This is a genomic window from Bacillus sp. FJAT-14266 (assembly GCF_001719225.1).
In the GTDB taxonomy this organism is placed as follows: domain Bacteria; phylum Bacillota; class Bacilli; order Bacillales; family Bacillaceae; genus Bacillus; species Bacillus subtilis.
Genome location: NZ_CP017072.1, coordinates 518499 through 533374, shown reverse-complemented (window position 1 = coordinate 533374; position 14876 = coordinate 518499). Strand labels below are relative to the sequence as shown.

The window sequence follows — 14876 nt, the reverse complement described above, 5'->3', positions numbered from 1 at the left end:
TGCAAGAATTTACTTTATTCAGTATACTATAAGAAGCCTCTTTTTCTAAAGAGAGGAAACGAGATAAAGGAGGATTCAGCACCCATGCCATACGTAACTGTCAAAATGCTCGAAGGCCGTACAGACGAGCAAAAACGCAATCTTGTCGAGAAAGTAACAGAAGCCGTAAAGGAAACAACCGGTGCTTCTGAAGAAAAAATTGTTGTCTTTATAGAAGAAATGAGAAAAGACCATTATGCCGTCGCAGGCAAACGCCTGAGCGATATGGAATAATCTCTATAAAGCCGGCGCTTCGCGCACCGGCTTTTATTATCCCTATTGAGCCAGCTTCGCAATAATCGCCAAGAACGTCTCTTTCTCTTCGGCTGTTAAACGTTCAAACATGCCGTCAATCAGCTGCTGGCGGTTTTCGATCATTTGTTCAGCCGCTCCCCGGCCCGATTCAGAAAGCGTAATCCATACAGTGCGGCGGTCATTGTTATTTCTGGATCTCTCAATAAACCCTTCCTGCTCTAAATGATTCAGAGCTGTGGTCGTGGCAGAGGGAGACAGTGTGACCTCCTTCAAAATATCCTTTATGGTGCAGCTCCCATGTCTGTATATGATCCGCAGAATAAACCCTCTTACATTATTCACGTGTTTCGGAACGGTGGCTTCATCTAATTGCTTCGTGCTTTTCAAATATTTTGTAAGTGCGTGATCCAGCAAATTTGCTTCCAGTTTGTCATGGTCCATGTCAATTTCCCCATTTCGAGATGCATTCATAACATACGAACGATATGATTTACTTATTATTTTACTGATTCCGAATAGGGAAAGTCAAAAAAGCAAAATGTGAATTCACAGCTTTTATCCTACATGCCTCGATTTTCCACCTGTTTGACAAGTTTATCTTTAAAAGTTTGGAAAGGAACGTGTTCACTCTGCTGATGTCCGAATTGGCGGACGTTTACCGCATTCTCCTGCTCCTCATGATCTCCAAGCACCAGCACGTACGGGATTTTCTGCACCTGCGATTCTCTGATTTTATAGCCGAGCTTCTCATTGCGCTCATCAATGCCGGCTCTTATCCCCGCCTGCTTCAGCTCCGCCTGCACCTTTCTGCAATAGTCTAAGTGAACGTGCGAAACCGGTATGATTTGAACCTGGACCGGTGCGAGCCAGACTGGGAAAGCCCCGCCGTAATGCTCGATCAAAATACCGAAGAAACGGTCGATCGAGCCGAAAACCGCTCTGTGGATGACAACGGGACGAACCTTCTCATTGAGTTCGTTGATATATGTTAAATCAAATTTTTCCGGCATTTGAAAATCAAGCTGAATTGTCGCACATTGGTGGCTCCGTTTCAGGGCATCTTTTATGTGGAAATCAATTTTCGGCCCGTAAAACGCCCCATCACCTTCATTGATCTCATAAGAGAGGCCAAGCTCCTCAAGGACGCGTGCTAAGGCACGTTCCGACGCTTCCCAAAGGCTGTCATCGCCTAATGAATCCTCCGGGCGAGTCGAAAGCTCAACTGAATACTCGAAACCAAATGTCCGATATACCTCATCAATCAGCCGAATCGCTTCTTTGATCTCACTCTCAATCTGATCCTCCCGAACGAAAATATGGGCGTCATCCTGACAGAACGTCCGAACGCGAAGCATTCCGTTTAAAGCGCCGCTGTATTCATGGCGGTGCACCTGTCCGAATTCCGCCATGCGAATTGGCAGATCCCGATAAGAATACAGGCTGTTTTTAAAAATGAGCATGTGGCCGGGGCAATTCATCGGCTTCATTGCGAACCTTGTATCATCCACTTCTGAAAAGTACATATTGTCGCGATAATGGTCCCAATGGCCTGACTGCTCCCATAACCGCTGATTCATCATAAACGGCGTACGCACCTCATCGTAGCCGGCATTTGTTTGCAGCTCACGCGAGAAGCGCTCCAGCTCATTGCGGACAATCTGCCCTTTCGGCAAATAAAACGGCATCCCCGGCGCTTCTTCAGAAAACATAAACAGCCCTAACTGTTTGCCGAGCTTGCGATGGTCTCGTTTTGCCGCTTCTTCCAGCATATGCAGGTGCGCATCCAAATCTTTTTTCTTTTGAAACGCAACCCCGTACACCCGCTGCAGGACTTCATTTTTACTGTCTCCGCGCCAATAAGCGCCTGATACTCTTGTCAGTTTGAACGCCTTGATCATCCCTGTAGAAGGAAGATGCGGCCCGCGGCACAGGTCAACGAATTCCCCTTGCTGGTACAGTGTGATATCCTCCCCACGCGGAATATCCTTTAAAATCTCAAGCTTGAGCCGCTCGTCTTTTTGTGCAAACAGCTCTTCAGCTTCTTCGTAAGAAACCTCTATACGTTTGATTTCAAGATTCTCATTTATTATGTTTTTCATTTCTTTTTCGATGGCCTCTAAGTCTCCTGATGCCAAGCTTTTCCCCAGCTTCATGTCATAGTAGAAGCCGTCTAAAATCACAGGCCCTACCCCCAATGACACTTCGCCGTACAGCCGTTTTACTGCTTGGGCCAGCACGTGCGCTGTTGTGTGGCGAAGCACCTGCAAGCCTTCTTGTGAATCGAGTGTGACAATCGAAAGCTCAGCATCTTCCTCCAGCTTAAAGCTGAGATCAACAAGCTTGCCGTTGACCTGACCTGCGGCAGCCTTCTTTTGCAGACTGGAACTGATAGAACCAGCCGCTTCTTTGATTGTGATGCCTTTCGGATATTCCTGGTTCTGTCCGTCCGGAAGCTGAATGTGCACATGTTTACTCATTTTAGAACACTCCTTATTCATTGTTGTATATAAAAAAACACACCCGTCCCGCAGATAGGGACGAGTGTGTGATTAACCCGTGGTTCCACCCAAGTTCCCGACAAATACGATATTGTCGGCTCGGTGCTGTAACGCAGCATAGACGGCATTGGTTACTTCAGTTCCCCAATGCTGCTCCAAGGCGGTAAATGATATTCCTAAGCTGGGAAGCTCTCACCTTTCCTTCCCTCTCTGAAAACCGTAACTATCATTCATGTCCTTTTCATCGCATGTATTCAATTCATAAAAAAACACACCCGTCCCGCAGATAGGGACGAGTGTGTGATTAACCCGTGGTTCCACCCAAGTTCCCGACAAATACTATGTTGTCGGCTCGGTGCTATAACGCAGCATAAACGGCATTGGATACTTCAGTTCCCCAATGCTGCTCCAAGGCGGTAAATGATATTCCTAAGCTGGGAAGCTCTCACCTTTCCTTCCCTCTCTGAAAACCGTAACTATCATTCGTGTCCTTTTCAACGCATTTATGTAGTTCATATAAAAAAACACACCCATCCCTCTAAAAGGGACGAATGTGTTGATCATCCGTGGTTCCACCCAAATTCCCGATCAATTACACATGGTGATCGGCTTAAAGATGCTGTAACGCAGCATGACGGTATCAGATACTTGTTTTCCCCGATACGGCTCAAAGGCGGTAAGCTGCTTTCCCTGCGTTAGGAAGATCTCAGCTGTCCTTCCCTCTCTGGAAACCGTAAAAAGCATCTCGTGTCCTTATCAGTGCCTGTTGTTTCAATAATTTTTTATATCTTACTATATATTCCCACAAAGCGCAATCAGTGATTTACATTTTTTTCTGACGCAGCAGTTCCGTTATGGGCAGCCAGAAACAGCCATACAAGCAATGCAGCGAGGCTGTATGCCGCCCCCATCATCAAAAATGTAAACCCGGCACCGGCATACCAAGTGGCGGACAGATGAATGATCACCCCGGTTATCGCTACGCCGACCAAGGCTCCGATTTGCCGGTTTGCATTTAACGCCGCACCGGCGATATTCGCATGTCTTTGCCCGGCAGCCTGCATGATCACAGTTGTCATGGCAGGAACTGTAATACCGGTACAGAGGTTCATAACAGACATCAACACCGCCAGCTGCCAATAAGGAAAATCCGGAGAAATCAGCACAAACAACAGCAATGCAATGATACAGCTGACCGCCATTGATACAAACATAAGCTGACCGGCTTCAAACCGATTCGCCAGACGGGCAAACAGCAGATTGCCGATCACGAAGACCGCCATCATCGGCAGCAGCTCCACTCCAGCCATAAAGGAACTTGCCCCTCCTGCTTCCTGCAAAAAAAGGCTGAGCATAAACATGCCGCCAAAAAGGGCGAAATTCAGCAAAAACCCGATAAATTGGGCAGCTGAGAAGCGGCCGTTTTTGTATAAGGACGCCGGTAGGATGGGTGCTTTTGCAGAAATTTCCCGCAGCAAAAACAGCACAAATGCCAAAATCGCTGCAGTAAATGCTACAAGAATCACTGGCGAGCGCCAGCCCGCTGAAGGCCCCTGTATCAAAGCATAGGAAAGAAACCCGAGAGCCATCATGCCAAGCAGATGCCCGGTGATGTTCACGCGGCCGTTTTTTCCCGGGACGCGGCTTAGGATTCGGTAAGCTGAAATGAGCGCAGCAGCCCCTATTGGCACATTGATCAGAAAAATACTCTGCCAGCCCGCCAACTGTACCAGCACTCCCCCGATAAAGGGCCCAAGGCCTGAAGCGGCGGAAACAAGCGCGGCCCACAGTCCAAACATTCTCGCCCGCGCCCGCTCATCAGGGTAAGAGGCAGCCAAAAGGCTGAGTGAGCTTGGCATAAACAATGCTGCCCCAATTCCCTGTATGAGACGTCCGGCAATCAGCATCTGCCCATTTATAGATGCAGCGCATAGACAGGAGGCCAGAACAAAAACGGCTAGACCCAAGATATAGATCGTCTTCGAGCCGAAACGGTCAGCCAAGGCTCCGCCCGCCAGCAGAAGCGACGCAAAAGTAAGAATGTACCCGTCCACAACCCACGTTACACCTGAAAGTGACATTGAAAGAGTGTTTTTCATATCAGCCATCGCCACATTCACAACGGTCACATCAAGAGTTGCCATGAGGAAACCAAGTGCGAGCACGATCAGCACGGATATGCCTGTTGATGATGTTGATTCTTGTATAGACCCGCTATTTTTCATTACAATTGCCCTTTCACTTGCTTGATTACCCAATCATCTATTCTTTCAAGATCATACAATTCCCCGACTCTGTCCATGACATGCTGCAAAGATTCTTCTCTCATAAGATTGGACCATTTATCCTCGATTTCCCCCATGACTGTCTCCAGCACACAGTGACTTTCACCCTCAAATACAGATTGCAGCAGGCCTTTCCCCTGATACATCGAACCTCTGCCTTCGACCGCTTGATAAACATCATAAAGCGTAATGTCAGCCAAAGGCTTCGTCAGGGTAAAACCGCCCTTCGTCCCTGGCAAGGATTCTGCCAAACCTGCTTGAACCAATGTTCTCATCAGCTTCTTCAAATAAGACGGAGACACGCGCAATCGCTGGCTTATTGCCTCTGACGTCAAAGAAGCCTGTACAGGCAGCCGTGACAGTAAAAGCAGCACAGAAACCGCCTGCTCCATTCCTGATTTCATTTTCATCCTATTCACTCCTGATTCATTATGGATAACTATTATCCATAATGAATCTCTTAGCAGCTTTTGTCAATAAAAAAAGCAAAAGAAACGATTCATTTCTTTTGCTTGGTATGGTTAACAAATCTGCTTCAGTTCCTCTATGTATTGAAGCGCTTCGTCATATTCTTCATTTGTATATTTTTGCTTGCTTTTGATGGTAAAGACTTTTTCTTTCTTTTCCTCATCCTCAAGCCCGTCAAAGTAAAGGATCGTGGAAACCAGCTCTAAAAACCGTGATGAACGGCTGTTTACACTATCGATATAGCCTTTCATATCCGGCATGTCCAGATCAGCATGGTCTAAAAATGCGGAGCCTGTCTCAGTCAGCGAATACCGGTATTGAAAGTAGCCGCCCTTTTTTTCCTTCACCTCATGCAGAAATCCAAGGTTGCACAGCTCTTCAATCTGGAGCGTCAGTTCCTCCGAATACGGTCCATAAAAGTGAAAATCATATTTCTCATAGAAAGGAAACTGCATTTTCTTGGCGATATAAATCATTTTCTGCAGCTTCTTTCGCCCGATGATTTCTCCAGAATCCGAGAACACCTTCATCAGTTTTGCATGTTCTTTCAACAAATTCCCGACATCTCCTTTTTCCTTCTTTCCAATTTCTATGTCAGTCCCAGCAGCTGCCGGATTTTCATTTTCGCTTCCGGATGTTCAGAGCCGTCACAAATCAAGTCCTTTGGATAGTACAGCTTGTGGTCCGTCCGCCGTTTACCTGAGATGGATTCCACAATAGCCGACTGCCTGGACAGCTCTTTAATTTGGCCGTTTTGCGTCAAGAGATGGATCGGCAGACGCTCCTCTTCCTCTCCCGGTCGGTAAAAATCGTATGGCAGATCTGATGAAGAATCAACGACCAAATAATAGCTCGGATCGATTCCCGCCTCTTTGAACAATGAAGTCAGCTCAAAATAAGCCGACATTTCTTCATTCGGATTGAATTCAACGTATTGGAACAGCTGGCGGTTAATGAATCTGCGGCACAAGTCGGATAAAATCGCGTCTTCTTCATCCTCCCAGGCCTGGAAGTAATACAAAATAATAGATTCATCCAGCTTTACATAATCCTCCAGTGTCAATTTCCCTTCAAAAATAGAATAGAAATGAACCGGAGCGTGAGTGAAGACATAGCCTTCATCGTGCAGCTGCTTCGCCCTGTGAAGAATCTTCGTTAAAATGACCTCTGCACTTCTGGTCACAGGATGGAAGTAGACCTGCCAGTACATTTGGTAACGGCTCATGATATAGTCTTCGACAGCGTGCATTCCGCTTTCTTTAATGACGATCTGATCCTCGCGCGGCCGCATCACCCGAAGAATCCGCTCCATATCAAAATGGCCGTAGCTGACGCCCGTATAATATGCGTCGCGCTGCAGGTAATCCATGCGGTCTGCGTCAATCTGACTCGAAATCAGGCTGACCACTTGCTTGTTTTTATATGTTTTGGCAATGACTTCAGCAACATCCTGAGGGAAACCCGGGCTCACCTTTCTGAGCACCTGATTAACCTCCGTGTCTCCCAAAATGATACCTCTTGTAAAATCCTCGTGGTCAAGGTGAAAGACCTTTTCAAATGAATGCGAGAACGGCCCGTGCCCGAGGTCATGAAGCAGCGCCGCGGCCAAACAGAGTTCGCGCTCACTGTCATCCCATTCAGGGCGGCCTTTAAAGACGTCATCAACCATTCTTCTGACAATTTCATAGACACCGAGAGAATGGTTGAACCGGCTGTGCTCAGCCCCATGGAACGTCAAATAGGTCGTTCCGAGCTGCTTAATTCTGCGGAGACGCTGAAATTCACGGGTTCCGATCAAATCCCATATCAGCTTGTCCCGAACATGAACATAGCGGTGCACCGGATCTTTAAACACTTTTTCTTCTGATAATTTTCCATTTGGATACGCCATCGTCATTCCCTCTTTTTTTTAGCCGTGTTTCTATTATATCGACTCTATTCTTTGAAAACATCCTTGAATTTGCCCGGCGATTTGTTCCATCTTCATGAAAAACACATCTTGTGAAGCAAAAAAGCCTGACCTGAGGGCCGAGGCTAAGAAAAAATATGTTTTTACTTTTTTATTTTCTTTTTTACTTTGTCAATCAGCTCATCCTCTGTCGGAGCTGACAGCGGGCGATTGTTCACAAAAGCAAATGATTTTTTCCGTCCGGGCCCGCAATAAGATTGGCATCCTACCTCAACCTTTGCGTCCGGGTCCACTTCTTTCAAACGCGGCAGCAATGTTTTGATATTAGTGGCTTGGCAATCATCACACACTCGAAATTCATTAGCCATGACGTACGCTTCCCTTCATTTCTATGTTCATCTATGTGAATAACCTAAAATCACGTTTCAAAAAAAATCACATCACTCTTCATTTTACAAGGATTCGACTGTTCCTGCAAGCCGCTCCATCCTTCGTATCTCCTATTCTTTCAGCCAATTTGTATAAATATTTTCCAACCTGGACATTCTAATACCATGAAAAGAAAAATGGGAGTTGAGATAAATGACAAAACAGCGACAAGACGCTTGGTCAGAGGAAAACGATCTGCTTTTAGCCGAAACAGTGCTTCGGCATGTGAGGGAGGGCAGCACTCAGCTGAACGCCTTTGAAGAAGTCGGCGATAAATTAAACCGGACATCCGCAGCCTGCGGATTCAGATGGAACGCAGTGGTCCGCCATCAATATGAAAAAGCGCTTCAGCTTGCGAAGAAACAACGAAAACAGCGGATGAGAGCGCTCGGAAACGGGCAGCCCGCGAAAAAAAGATTATTATATCAGCCTCCTGCCGTTGATCCTGAAATCATTCAAGAAACCGCTGCAGAAGAGCCGGTTAAAACGGAAACACCTTCTGTCGAAAATGAGCAACCTTTAATGTCTGGCGAACATATGCCTTTTGTTGATGAAAGCTTTAAGGAAGAGTTAGCTAGTCTATCACACTTATTGTCTCCTCAAACGCCTGCAGCTGCGCCTGAGATGACGATGAATGATGTGATCCGCTTCCTGCAGAATTACAAAGGCAATAACGAGCAATCATCAGCATTAAAAATGGAAAACGAGCGTTTAAAGAAAGAAAATCAGGAATTGCAAAACAAAACAGAGCAGCTAGAGGCAGAAGTTCAAAAGCTTGAAAAAGACCAAAAAACGATCCAAGAAGATTATGAAACCTTGGTGAAAATTATGAACAGAGCCAGAAAGCTAGTTTTATTTGAAGAAGATGAACATGCCTCTCCGTCCTTCAAAATGGACCGGAACGGCAATTTAGAAAAATTAGCGGAATGACATAGAAAAATCCCAAAACGGGCAGCTGTTTTGGGATTTTCGCCATGTGCAAAATCCCCTTTTCTATTGAGAAAAGAGAATTTCCTCATTTTGCAGCCGGATCAGCTATTCTTGTAAAATGAGGCCAAGCTTATGTGAATCTATTAAGACATGTGAGCTGCCTCGGCCGTTTTTTGTTTCCGAGGCGCAGCAGAAATGACCAAAAGCCCCAGCATCATAAGCGCAATGCCCAGCCACGAGGAAGGCGAAAGCATTTCCCCTATGAAAAACACGCCAAGCAATGAAGCCGTCAGCGGTTCAGCTAAAGACAGCGTGACCGCCGCCGAGGCCGGAACCCCGGTAAGCCCTTTCGCAAACAAAAAGTATGCGGCACATGTTGCAATTAACCCGATGTAAAGGCTTGTTCCCAGTCCTCTAGGGGTCAATATCCACGAGATATCTAACTGCCATAATAGCGGCGTCAGCAAGATGGCGCTGATCATGAATACAACGGCGGAGGTCGCTCGCGGAGGCTGGGTTTTCATCATCGCTTTACTGATGAGCGTATAGCCTGCAAAAGAAGCACCCGCTCCAAGCGCCATAAGAACACCAGCCACATCAATCCGAACATTGGAACTGTCGGAAAACAGAAGCCAGCAACCCGCTAAAGCCAGCACAGTCGCAATCCACCAGGAGTTTCGCGGGCGTTTCTTCAATACAGCCCATTCGAGGGTCCCGGCAATGATAGGCGCACTGCCGATGGCAATCACAGTTCCCACTGCAATTCCCGTTTCTTTAACCGCTGTGAAAAACAGCGGCTGGTAACACGCCATACAAACAGCGGCTAAAAATACGAGCGGCCATGACCAATTTTTCACGTGAAGCTCCCGGCTGACCCAAACCGCAAGCAGCATGGCGCTTCCTCCTATTAATAACCTGAACGCTCCAAATGCCAGCGGTGTGGCGCTTTCTGGAGCCAATGCCTGAACGGTTCCCGTGGTCCCCCAGAAAAAAGCCGCAATCAATACAAAAAGGCTGTAAATATTCCCTTTCATCTGCCTCTCCCCTTTAATATGGATGCTGATGTCATTTTATCGTTTTTCTTTTTGCCGTGGTTATCTGTATGTAAGAAGGATTTATCTGAAAATAAGATTATTGGGGTAAAATGCCGCTTGTCATAAAAAATGCATGCCGGCATATACAGCCGGCATGCGAAGAACGTTCACCCAAATACCTTTGCATTCCGCTCAGCCATCCGGACGAGATTTTTCTCAAATTCCATTTCCTCATCAATGGACAGTCCGGCAGAGTAAAGATGAGTGCTTAACGCTTTTAATTCCGTCAATAAAGCGAACATTAAGTCTTGTACGGAGATGTCTTTTTGCAGAAGCTCACTTAAGGACGCCATCGTTTCCGGACGTATTTCCGGATAGACGCCTTTTTTATCGTTTTGTTTGTCTTTCAGCGCCGCTTGATAGAATCGTCTGATCAAGTCGGCCCTTTCACTGCCGCTTTTATCCGCACAGAGATAAATTTGAACAGCGACTCCGCCGCGAACGCGTCTCTGAGAGATGCCGGCGAACTTTTTGCCATTTATACTGAGGTCATAGCTGCCGGGACAATAAGACCCTTCAATTTCATAGGCTTCGATCTTTGCGTTGTACGGTCTCAGCATTCGTCTCATCAGCTCGACCATCGCTTCATATCCTTTGTCTATATCGATGCCTTTCTTTTCGTCCTCGAATATGAGAGAGATATTTAAAACACCGTCATCCAATACGACGGCAAGACCGCCGGAATTGCGTACGATCACACGGTATCCTTCACTCTCCAGCAAGGAGATGCCATCCTGCAAAAACGGGAGGCGTGTATCCTGTATTCCAAGGACAATTGTATCGTGGTGCACCCATGAGCGCGCTGTCGCCGGCGACACGCCTTTTCCGACGGACATGCACAGCGTATCATCCATTGCGAAGGATTGCTTCGCATCAAATAAAGGGCCGAGACTGGATTGGTCAATGACTCTCCATTTCGGCTGCATCAGTAAATCAATCGGTTGGTTTGCCATCTATGTAAAACCCTTTCATGTTAGGCTTATTGAACGAAAACTATTATATCATTTCAGCAGGTGTGATTGATAATTGCTTTTCAGCATCGTAATAAAAATTTCTTTATTTTTTGTATTCTCCATGAGAGGAGAATAAATGTAAGACAGCTTGCGTTTTAACGAGAAATCTTTAATATGCAGAATTGAGATTTCGCGGTGGATCAAATCCTTATGCAGTACGCTTCTGGATAGAACCGAAAGTCCCATGCCGTTGATCACCGCTTCCTTTACACCTTGATTGCTGCTGATGGTGAACATTGATTTCGGCCGAAGTCCATTTGAACTGAGTACATGATCAAGATATTCTCTCGTCCCGGAGCCTTTCTCTCTTGTCACCCACGCTTCGTTCTGCAAATCGCTGATCGAAATCTCTTTCCGCCCGGCGAGCGGATGCTGATTTGGAGCGGCAATGCACATTTCATCCTCCATGAACGGTTCAATTTCCAGCTCATTCTCGTTTGTATGTCCTTCAATCAGCCCGATATCAGCCTGAAGCATCCGCACACGCTCGCTGACCTCCTCTGTATTGCCAATCATGACATCTAGATTCAGCTCTGGATACAGCTTTTGCAGCTGGGCCAATAGCGGCGGAAGAATATACTCACCGATTGTAAAGCTTGCAGCTATTTTCAATTCACCCTTCACATAGTGATGATGCGCATAGATTTCAGCCTTGGCTTGTTCGTAGAGAAACACCATTTGCTTTGCTCTTTGATATAAAATGTCTCCTGTCGGCGTTGTCGTAAAGTGTTTTGGCGACCTGTTCAGAAGAGCCGTTTGAAATTCTTTCTCAAGATTTTTGATATGCAGACTGACGCTGGGCTGGGAGATCATCAGCTTTTCCGCCGCTTTTGTGAAGTTTTTTTCTTCTACCACCGCTATAAACGTTTTCAGCACGTCGTAATACAAAAACCCCACCCCTGTCATTAATGAAATATATGGTTATGATTAGTTTTCTTTATTGTACTCATATCATCCGTCTTGGTAAAGAAGGGCTATACAGAAGCGCAAAAAAGGCAGCCCTCGGTCGAGAGCTGCCATTGTCTTCAATTTTATTACAGTGCTTGCGCCGCTGTAATTAATGCGAGATTGTAAACATCTTCAGCGTTACATCCTCTTGAAAGGTCGTTTACAGGCATATTTAAACCTTGCAGGATTGGTCCTACCGCTTCAAAGTTGCCCAAACGCTGAGCGATTTTATAGCCGATGTTTCCTGCTTCAAGACTTGGGAATACGAATACGTTAGCGTCCCCTTTGATCTCGGAATCCGGCGCTTTTTTCTCAGCTACAGATGGAACAAATGCAGCATCAAATTGGAATTCGCCGTCAAGTGTCAGTTCAGGCGCTTTTTCTTTCGCGATTTTCACTGCATCCGCTACTTTTTCTGTTTCATCAGATTTTGCTGAGCCTTTTGTAGAGAAGCTGAGCATTGCCACGCGAGGCTCAATGTCGAACATTTTTGCCGTATTGGCACTTTCGATCGCAATCTCGGCAAGGTCTTGGCTGTCAGGCGCAATGTTGATCGCGCAATCTGCGAATACGTATTGCTCTTCTCCGCGAGCCATGATGAACACGCCTGAAGTCTTTTTCACGCCTTCTTTTGTTTTGATGATTTGAAGAGCCGGGCGGACAGTGTCAGCTGTCGAGTGAGCAGCTCCGCTTACAAGTCCATCTGCAAGGCCTTTATACACCAGCATTGTACCGAAGTAGTTCTCGTCTAATAACGCTTTGCGGGCCTGTTCTTCTGTCGCTTTGCCTTTGCGGCGTTCTACGAATGCTTGTACAAGGTCTTCCATGCCTTCATATGTATGAGGATCATAAATCTTAACGCCGTCCAGCGTAAGGTTCAATTCTTTTGCTTTTGCTTGGATCTCATTTTCATTGCCGATCACAATCGGATTCAGCACTTTGTTTCCTGCAAGCTTGCTGACCGCTTCTAAAATACGCTCGTCTAAGCCTTCAGGAAATACAATTTTAACGTCTTTTCCAGCTACTTTTTCTTGCACTGTTGAAAATAAATCTGCCACAATAAAACCTCCTCAAAAAGTTACAAAAACGCTTTCTTTTACTAGCATACTCTTCTTCCAATCAAATTCAAACAGCCAACTTTCATTATAGCGCTTTCATAAAAAAATCTTATTTTTCTAACTAATTTAAGTGACTCAATCTTCCCTTATAGGTTCTTCTATTTTGATGGAGTTATACGGAAGGGATGTTCAAGGTTTCTCCACAGTAGAATCGGATAAACTATGGTATAGTGAAGGCAATCATGAAAAGATAATGGGAGTGAAGATAAATGAGTGAACAGCAAATGACGAATGAAGCGGCAAAAACGCTTGACGGCTGGTATGCGCTTCATGATTTCCGCACAATGGATTGGGCTTCCTGGAAGCTGCTGTCCAGTGATGAGCGCCAATCTATCATACATGAATTCACCGGGTTGCTTGAAAAATGGGGCGTAGCCCAAAAAGAAGGAAAAGGATCGCAAACTCTTTACAGCATCGTCGGCCAAAAAGCTGATTTTATGCTGATGATCCTTCGTCCTACAATGGAAGAATTAAATCAAATTGAGCTTGAATTCAACAAATCAAGACTTGCTGAGTTCACCATTCCGGCATACTCCTACGTATCAGTGGTAGAGCTGAGCAACTACTTGGCAAGCGGTGACGGCGATCCTTATGAAAATCCCCATGTGCGTGCGCGCCTTTACCCTGAACTGCCGGAATCAAAATATGTATGCTTCTATCCAATGGATAAAAGAAGATCCGGCAACGACAACTGGTATATGCTTTCAATGGAAGAACGCAGAAACTTGATGAGAAGCCACGGTTTAATCGGCCGCAGCTATGCGGGCAAAGTCAAACAGATCATCACCGGCTCTGTCGGCTTTGACGATTACGAGTGGGGCGTTACATTATTCAGCGATGATGTCCTTCAATTCAAGAAGTTAGTGTATGAAATGCGTTTTGACGAAGTCAGCGCTCGCTATGGCGAATTTGGTTCATTCTTTGTCGGCAATCACCTTTCGCTTGATACACTTCCTCAATTCCTATATGTATAATATCCCCTCCCGCCCATCCGGCGGGAGTTTTTCAATCCTCCTTTATCAGAATTTAAATAAAATTTGCTATTTTCTTCGTTTTTTCTTACGATGTAGATAATAATCCAATTTTTTCAAAGGGGTGCAGTTATTTGTCAAAACGAACCGCATTTGTTATGGGAGCCAGTCAAGGGATCGGGAAAGCAATCGCTCTGAAATTAGCAGACCAGCATTTTTCCCTCGTCATTAATTCGCGAAATTTGGATAATATTGAATCTGTCAAAGAAGACATTTTGGCCAAGCATCCTGAGGCGAGCGTCATTGTCCTTGCGGGGGATATGTCTGACCGGCATACGAGAGCGGGCATTTTTCAGGAAATCGAATCTCAATGCGGACGGCTTGATGTTCTGATTAATAATATCCCGGGCGGCGCGCCTGATACATTTGATAACTGCAATATAGACGATATGACGGCCACGTTCACTCAAAAGACCGTTGCCTATATTGACGCTATCAAGCGTGCTTCCTCACTGATGAAACAAAACGAGTTTGGCAGAATCATCAACATTGTCGGAAATCTGTGGAAAGAACCCGGCGCCAACATGTTCACAAACAGTATGATGAATGCCGCTTTAATTAACGCCAGTAAAAATATTTCCATCCAGCTTGCTCCTCACAACATTACTGTCAACTGTCTGAATCCTGGTTTTATCGCTACAGACCGTTATCATCAATTTGTGGAAAATGTGATGAAAAAGAACAGCATATCCAAACAGAAAGCAGAAGAACAGATTGCTTCCGGGATTCCGATGAAACGGGTCGGATCAGCCGAAGAAACCGCAGCGCTCGCCGCGTTTCTTGCCTCTGAGGAAGCCTCCTACATCACGGGACAGCAAATTTCCGCTGATGGCGGCAGCATGAAAAGCATATAAAAACA

The 14876-nt window shown here is 45.8% G+C and carries 15 protein-coding genes and 3 other annotated features; of the genes, 4 read left to right on the top strand and 11 right to left on the bottom strand.

The annotated features are described in order from the left end of the window. Positions 1 to 84: 84 nt before the first annotated feature. A complete protein-coding gene (locus BGM23_RS02825; protein ID WP_003222038.1) occupies positions 85 to 273 on the top strand; it encodes a 2-hydroxymuconate tautomerase in 189 nt (62 codons plus the stop codon). Positions 274 to 315: 42 nt separating this feature from the next. Here BGM23_RS02825 and BGM23_RS02820 read toward each other — a convergent pair whose 3' ends face one another. The 7 genes from BGM23_RS02820 to BGM23_RS02785 form a co-directional block, all read right to left on the bottom strand. Then, positions 316 to 735 (bottom strand): MarR family transcriptional regulator, encoded by a 420-nt coding sequence (locus BGM23_RS02820; protein ID WP_003227535.1) that lies wholly within the window; start codon positions 733 to 735, stop codon positions 316 to 318. A 119-nt stretch (positions 736 to 854) separates the two neighbouring features. Beyond that, on the bottom strand, positions 855 to 2771 hold the full coding sequence (gene thrS, locus BGM23_RS02815; RefSeq protein WP_046664003.1) for a threonine--tRNA ligase: 1917 nt from the start codon (positions 2769 to 2771) through the stop codon (positions 855 to 857). A gap of 53 nt (positions 2772 to 2824) precedes the next feature. Continuing rightward, positions 2825 to 3046 (bottom strand) — a binding site (T-box leader). A 31-nt stretch (positions 3047 to 3077) separates the two neighbouring features. Further along, positions 3078 to 3299: a binding site (T-box leader), on the bottom strand. Between the two features lie 33 nt (positions 3300 to 3332). After that, positions 3333 to 3561 (bottom strand) — a binding site (T-box leader). A 46-nt stretch (positions 3562 to 3607) separates the two neighbouring features. Continuing rightward, a complete protein-coding gene (locus tag BGM23_RS02805; RefSeq protein WP_046664004.1) occupies positions 3608 to 5017 on the bottom strand; it encodes an MFS transporter in 1410 nt (469 codons plus the stop codon). Further along, complete coding sequence (locus tag BGM23_RS02800) at positions 5017 to 5487, bottom strand: Rrf2 family transcriptional regulator (RefSeq protein ID WP_046664005.1); 471 nt, start codon at positions 5485 to 5487, stop codon at positions 5017 to 5019. The genes BGM23_RS02805 and BGM23_RS02800 overlap by 1 nt, the downstream gene beginning before the upstream one ends. A gap of 111 nt (positions 5488 to 5598) precedes the next feature. After that, entirely contained in the window at positions 5599 to 6099 is a 501-nt protein-coding gene (locus tag BGM23_RS02795) for a YwgA family protein (protein WP_003227524.1), read from the bottom strand. Positions 6100 to 6134: 35 nt separating this feature from the next. After that, positions 6135 to 7436, bottom strand: coding sequence for an HD domain-containing protein (locus BGM23_RS02790; protein WP_024571616.1), 1302 nt, complete (start codon positions 7434 to 7436; stop codon positions 6135 to 6137). Positions 7437 to 7597: 161 nt separating this feature from the next. Then, positions 7598 to 7822: a YuzB family protein gene (locus tag BGM23_RS02785; RefSeq protein ID WP_003222050.1), complete on the bottom strand. Its 225-nt coding sequence runs from the start codon at positions 7820 to 7822 to the stop codon at positions 7598 to 7600. Between the two features lie 214 nt (positions 7823 to 8036). Between BGM23_RS02785 and rsfA the strand changes: the two genes are divergently transcribed. Continuing rightward, a complete protein-coding gene (rsfA, locus tag BGM23_RS02780; protein ID WP_029726231.1) occupies positions 8037 to 8813 on the top strand; it encodes a prespore-specific transcription regulator RsfA in 777 nt (258 codons plus the stop codon). A 143-nt stretch (positions 8814 to 8956) separates the two neighbouring features. Here rsfA and BGM23_RS02775 read toward each other — a convergent pair whose 3' ends face one another. From BGM23_RS02775 to pta, 4 genes are all read right to left on the bottom strand, one after another. After that, positions 8957 to 9847, bottom strand: a complete 891-nt coding sequence (locus tag BGM23_RS02775) for a carboxylate/amino acid/amine transporter (protein ID WP_029726230.1) — start codon at positions 9845 to 9847, stop codon at positions 8957 to 8959. Between the two features lie 167 nt (positions 9848 to 10014). Then, positions 10015 to 10860, bottom strand: coding sequence for an octanoyl-[GcvH]:protein N-octanoyltransferase (gene ywfL, locus BGM23_RS02770; protein ID WP_003227511.1), 846 nt, complete (start codon positions 10858 to 10860; stop codon positions 10015 to 10017). Positions 10861 to 10908: 48 nt separating this feature from the next. After that, on the bottom strand, positions 10909 to 11808 hold the full coding sequence (gene cysL / locus BGM23_RS02765; RefSeq protein ID WP_029726229.1) for a cysJI operon transcriptional regulator CysL: 900 nt from the start codon (positions 11806 to 11808) through the stop codon (positions 10909 to 10911). 146 nt (positions 11809 to 11954) lie between these two features. Beyond that, positions 11955 to 12926, bottom strand: a complete 972-nt coding sequence (pta, locus tag BGM23_RS02760; protein ID WP_003235941.1) for a phosphate acetyltransferase — start codon at positions 12924 to 12926, stop codon at positions 11955 to 11957. 269 nt (positions 12927 to 13195) lie between these two features. Here pta and hemQ point away from each other — a divergent pair, with 269 nt between their 5' ends. Together hemQ and bacG are read left to right on the top strand one after the other, a co-directional pair. After that, positions 13196 to 13960, top strand: coding sequence for a hydrogen peroxide-dependent heme synthase (gene hemQ, locus BGM23_RS02755; RefSeq protein ID WP_003242896.1), 765 nt, complete (start codon positions 13196 to 13198; stop codon positions 13958 to 13960). 131 nt (positions 13961 to 14091) lie between these two features. Beyond that, positions 14092 to 14871 (top strand): NADPH-dependent reductase BacG, encoded by a 780-nt coding sequence (bacG, locus tag BGM23_RS02750; RefSeq protein WP_029726228.1) that lies wholly within the window; start codon positions 14092 to 14094, stop codon positions 14869 to 14871. Positions 14872 to 14876 lie beyond the last annotated feature (5 nt).

Coding starts and splice junctions, on each gene's coding strand:
- BGM23_RS02825 (WP_003222038.1), top strand. CDS start 85: ATGCCATACGTAACTGTCAAAATGCTCGAAGGCCGTACAGACGAGCAA.
- BGM23_RS02820 (WP_003227535.1), bottom strand. CDS start 735: ATGGACCATGACAAACTGGAAGCAAATTTGCTGGATCACGCACTTACA.
- thrS (WP_046664003.1), bottom strand. CDS start 2,771: ATGAGTAAACATGTGCACATTCAGCTTCCGGACGGACAGAACCAGGAA.
- BGM23_RS02805 (WP_046664004.1), bottom strand. CDS start 5,017: ATGAAAAATAGCGGGTCTATACAAGAATCAACATCATCAACAGGCATA.
- BGM23_RS02800 (WP_046664005.1), bottom strand. CDS start 5,487: ATGAAAATGAAATCAGGAATGGAGCAGGCGGTTTCTGTGCTGCTTTTA.
- BGM23_RS02790 (WP_024571616.1), bottom strand. CDS start 7,436: ATGGCGTATCCAAATGGAAAATTATCAGAAGAAAAAGTGTTTAAAGAT.
- BGM23_RS02785 (WP_003222050.1), bottom strand. CDS start 7,822: ATGGCTAATGAATTTCGAGTGTGTGATGATTGCCAAGCCACTAATATC.
- rsfA (WP_029726231.1), top strand. CDS start 8,037: ATGACAAAACAGCGACAAGACGCTTGGTCAGAGGAAAACGATCTGCTT.
- BGM23_RS02775 (WP_029726230.1), bottom strand. CDS start 9,847: ATGAAAGGGAATATTTACAGCCTTTTTGTATTGATTGCGGCTTTTTTC.
- ywfL (WP_003227511.1), bottom strand. CDS start 10,860: ATGGCAAACCAACCGATTGATTTACTGATGCAGCCGAAATGGAGAGTC.
- hemQ (WP_003242896.1), top strand. CDS start 13,196: ATGAGTGAACAGCAAATGACGAATGAAGCGGCAAAAACGCTTGACGGC.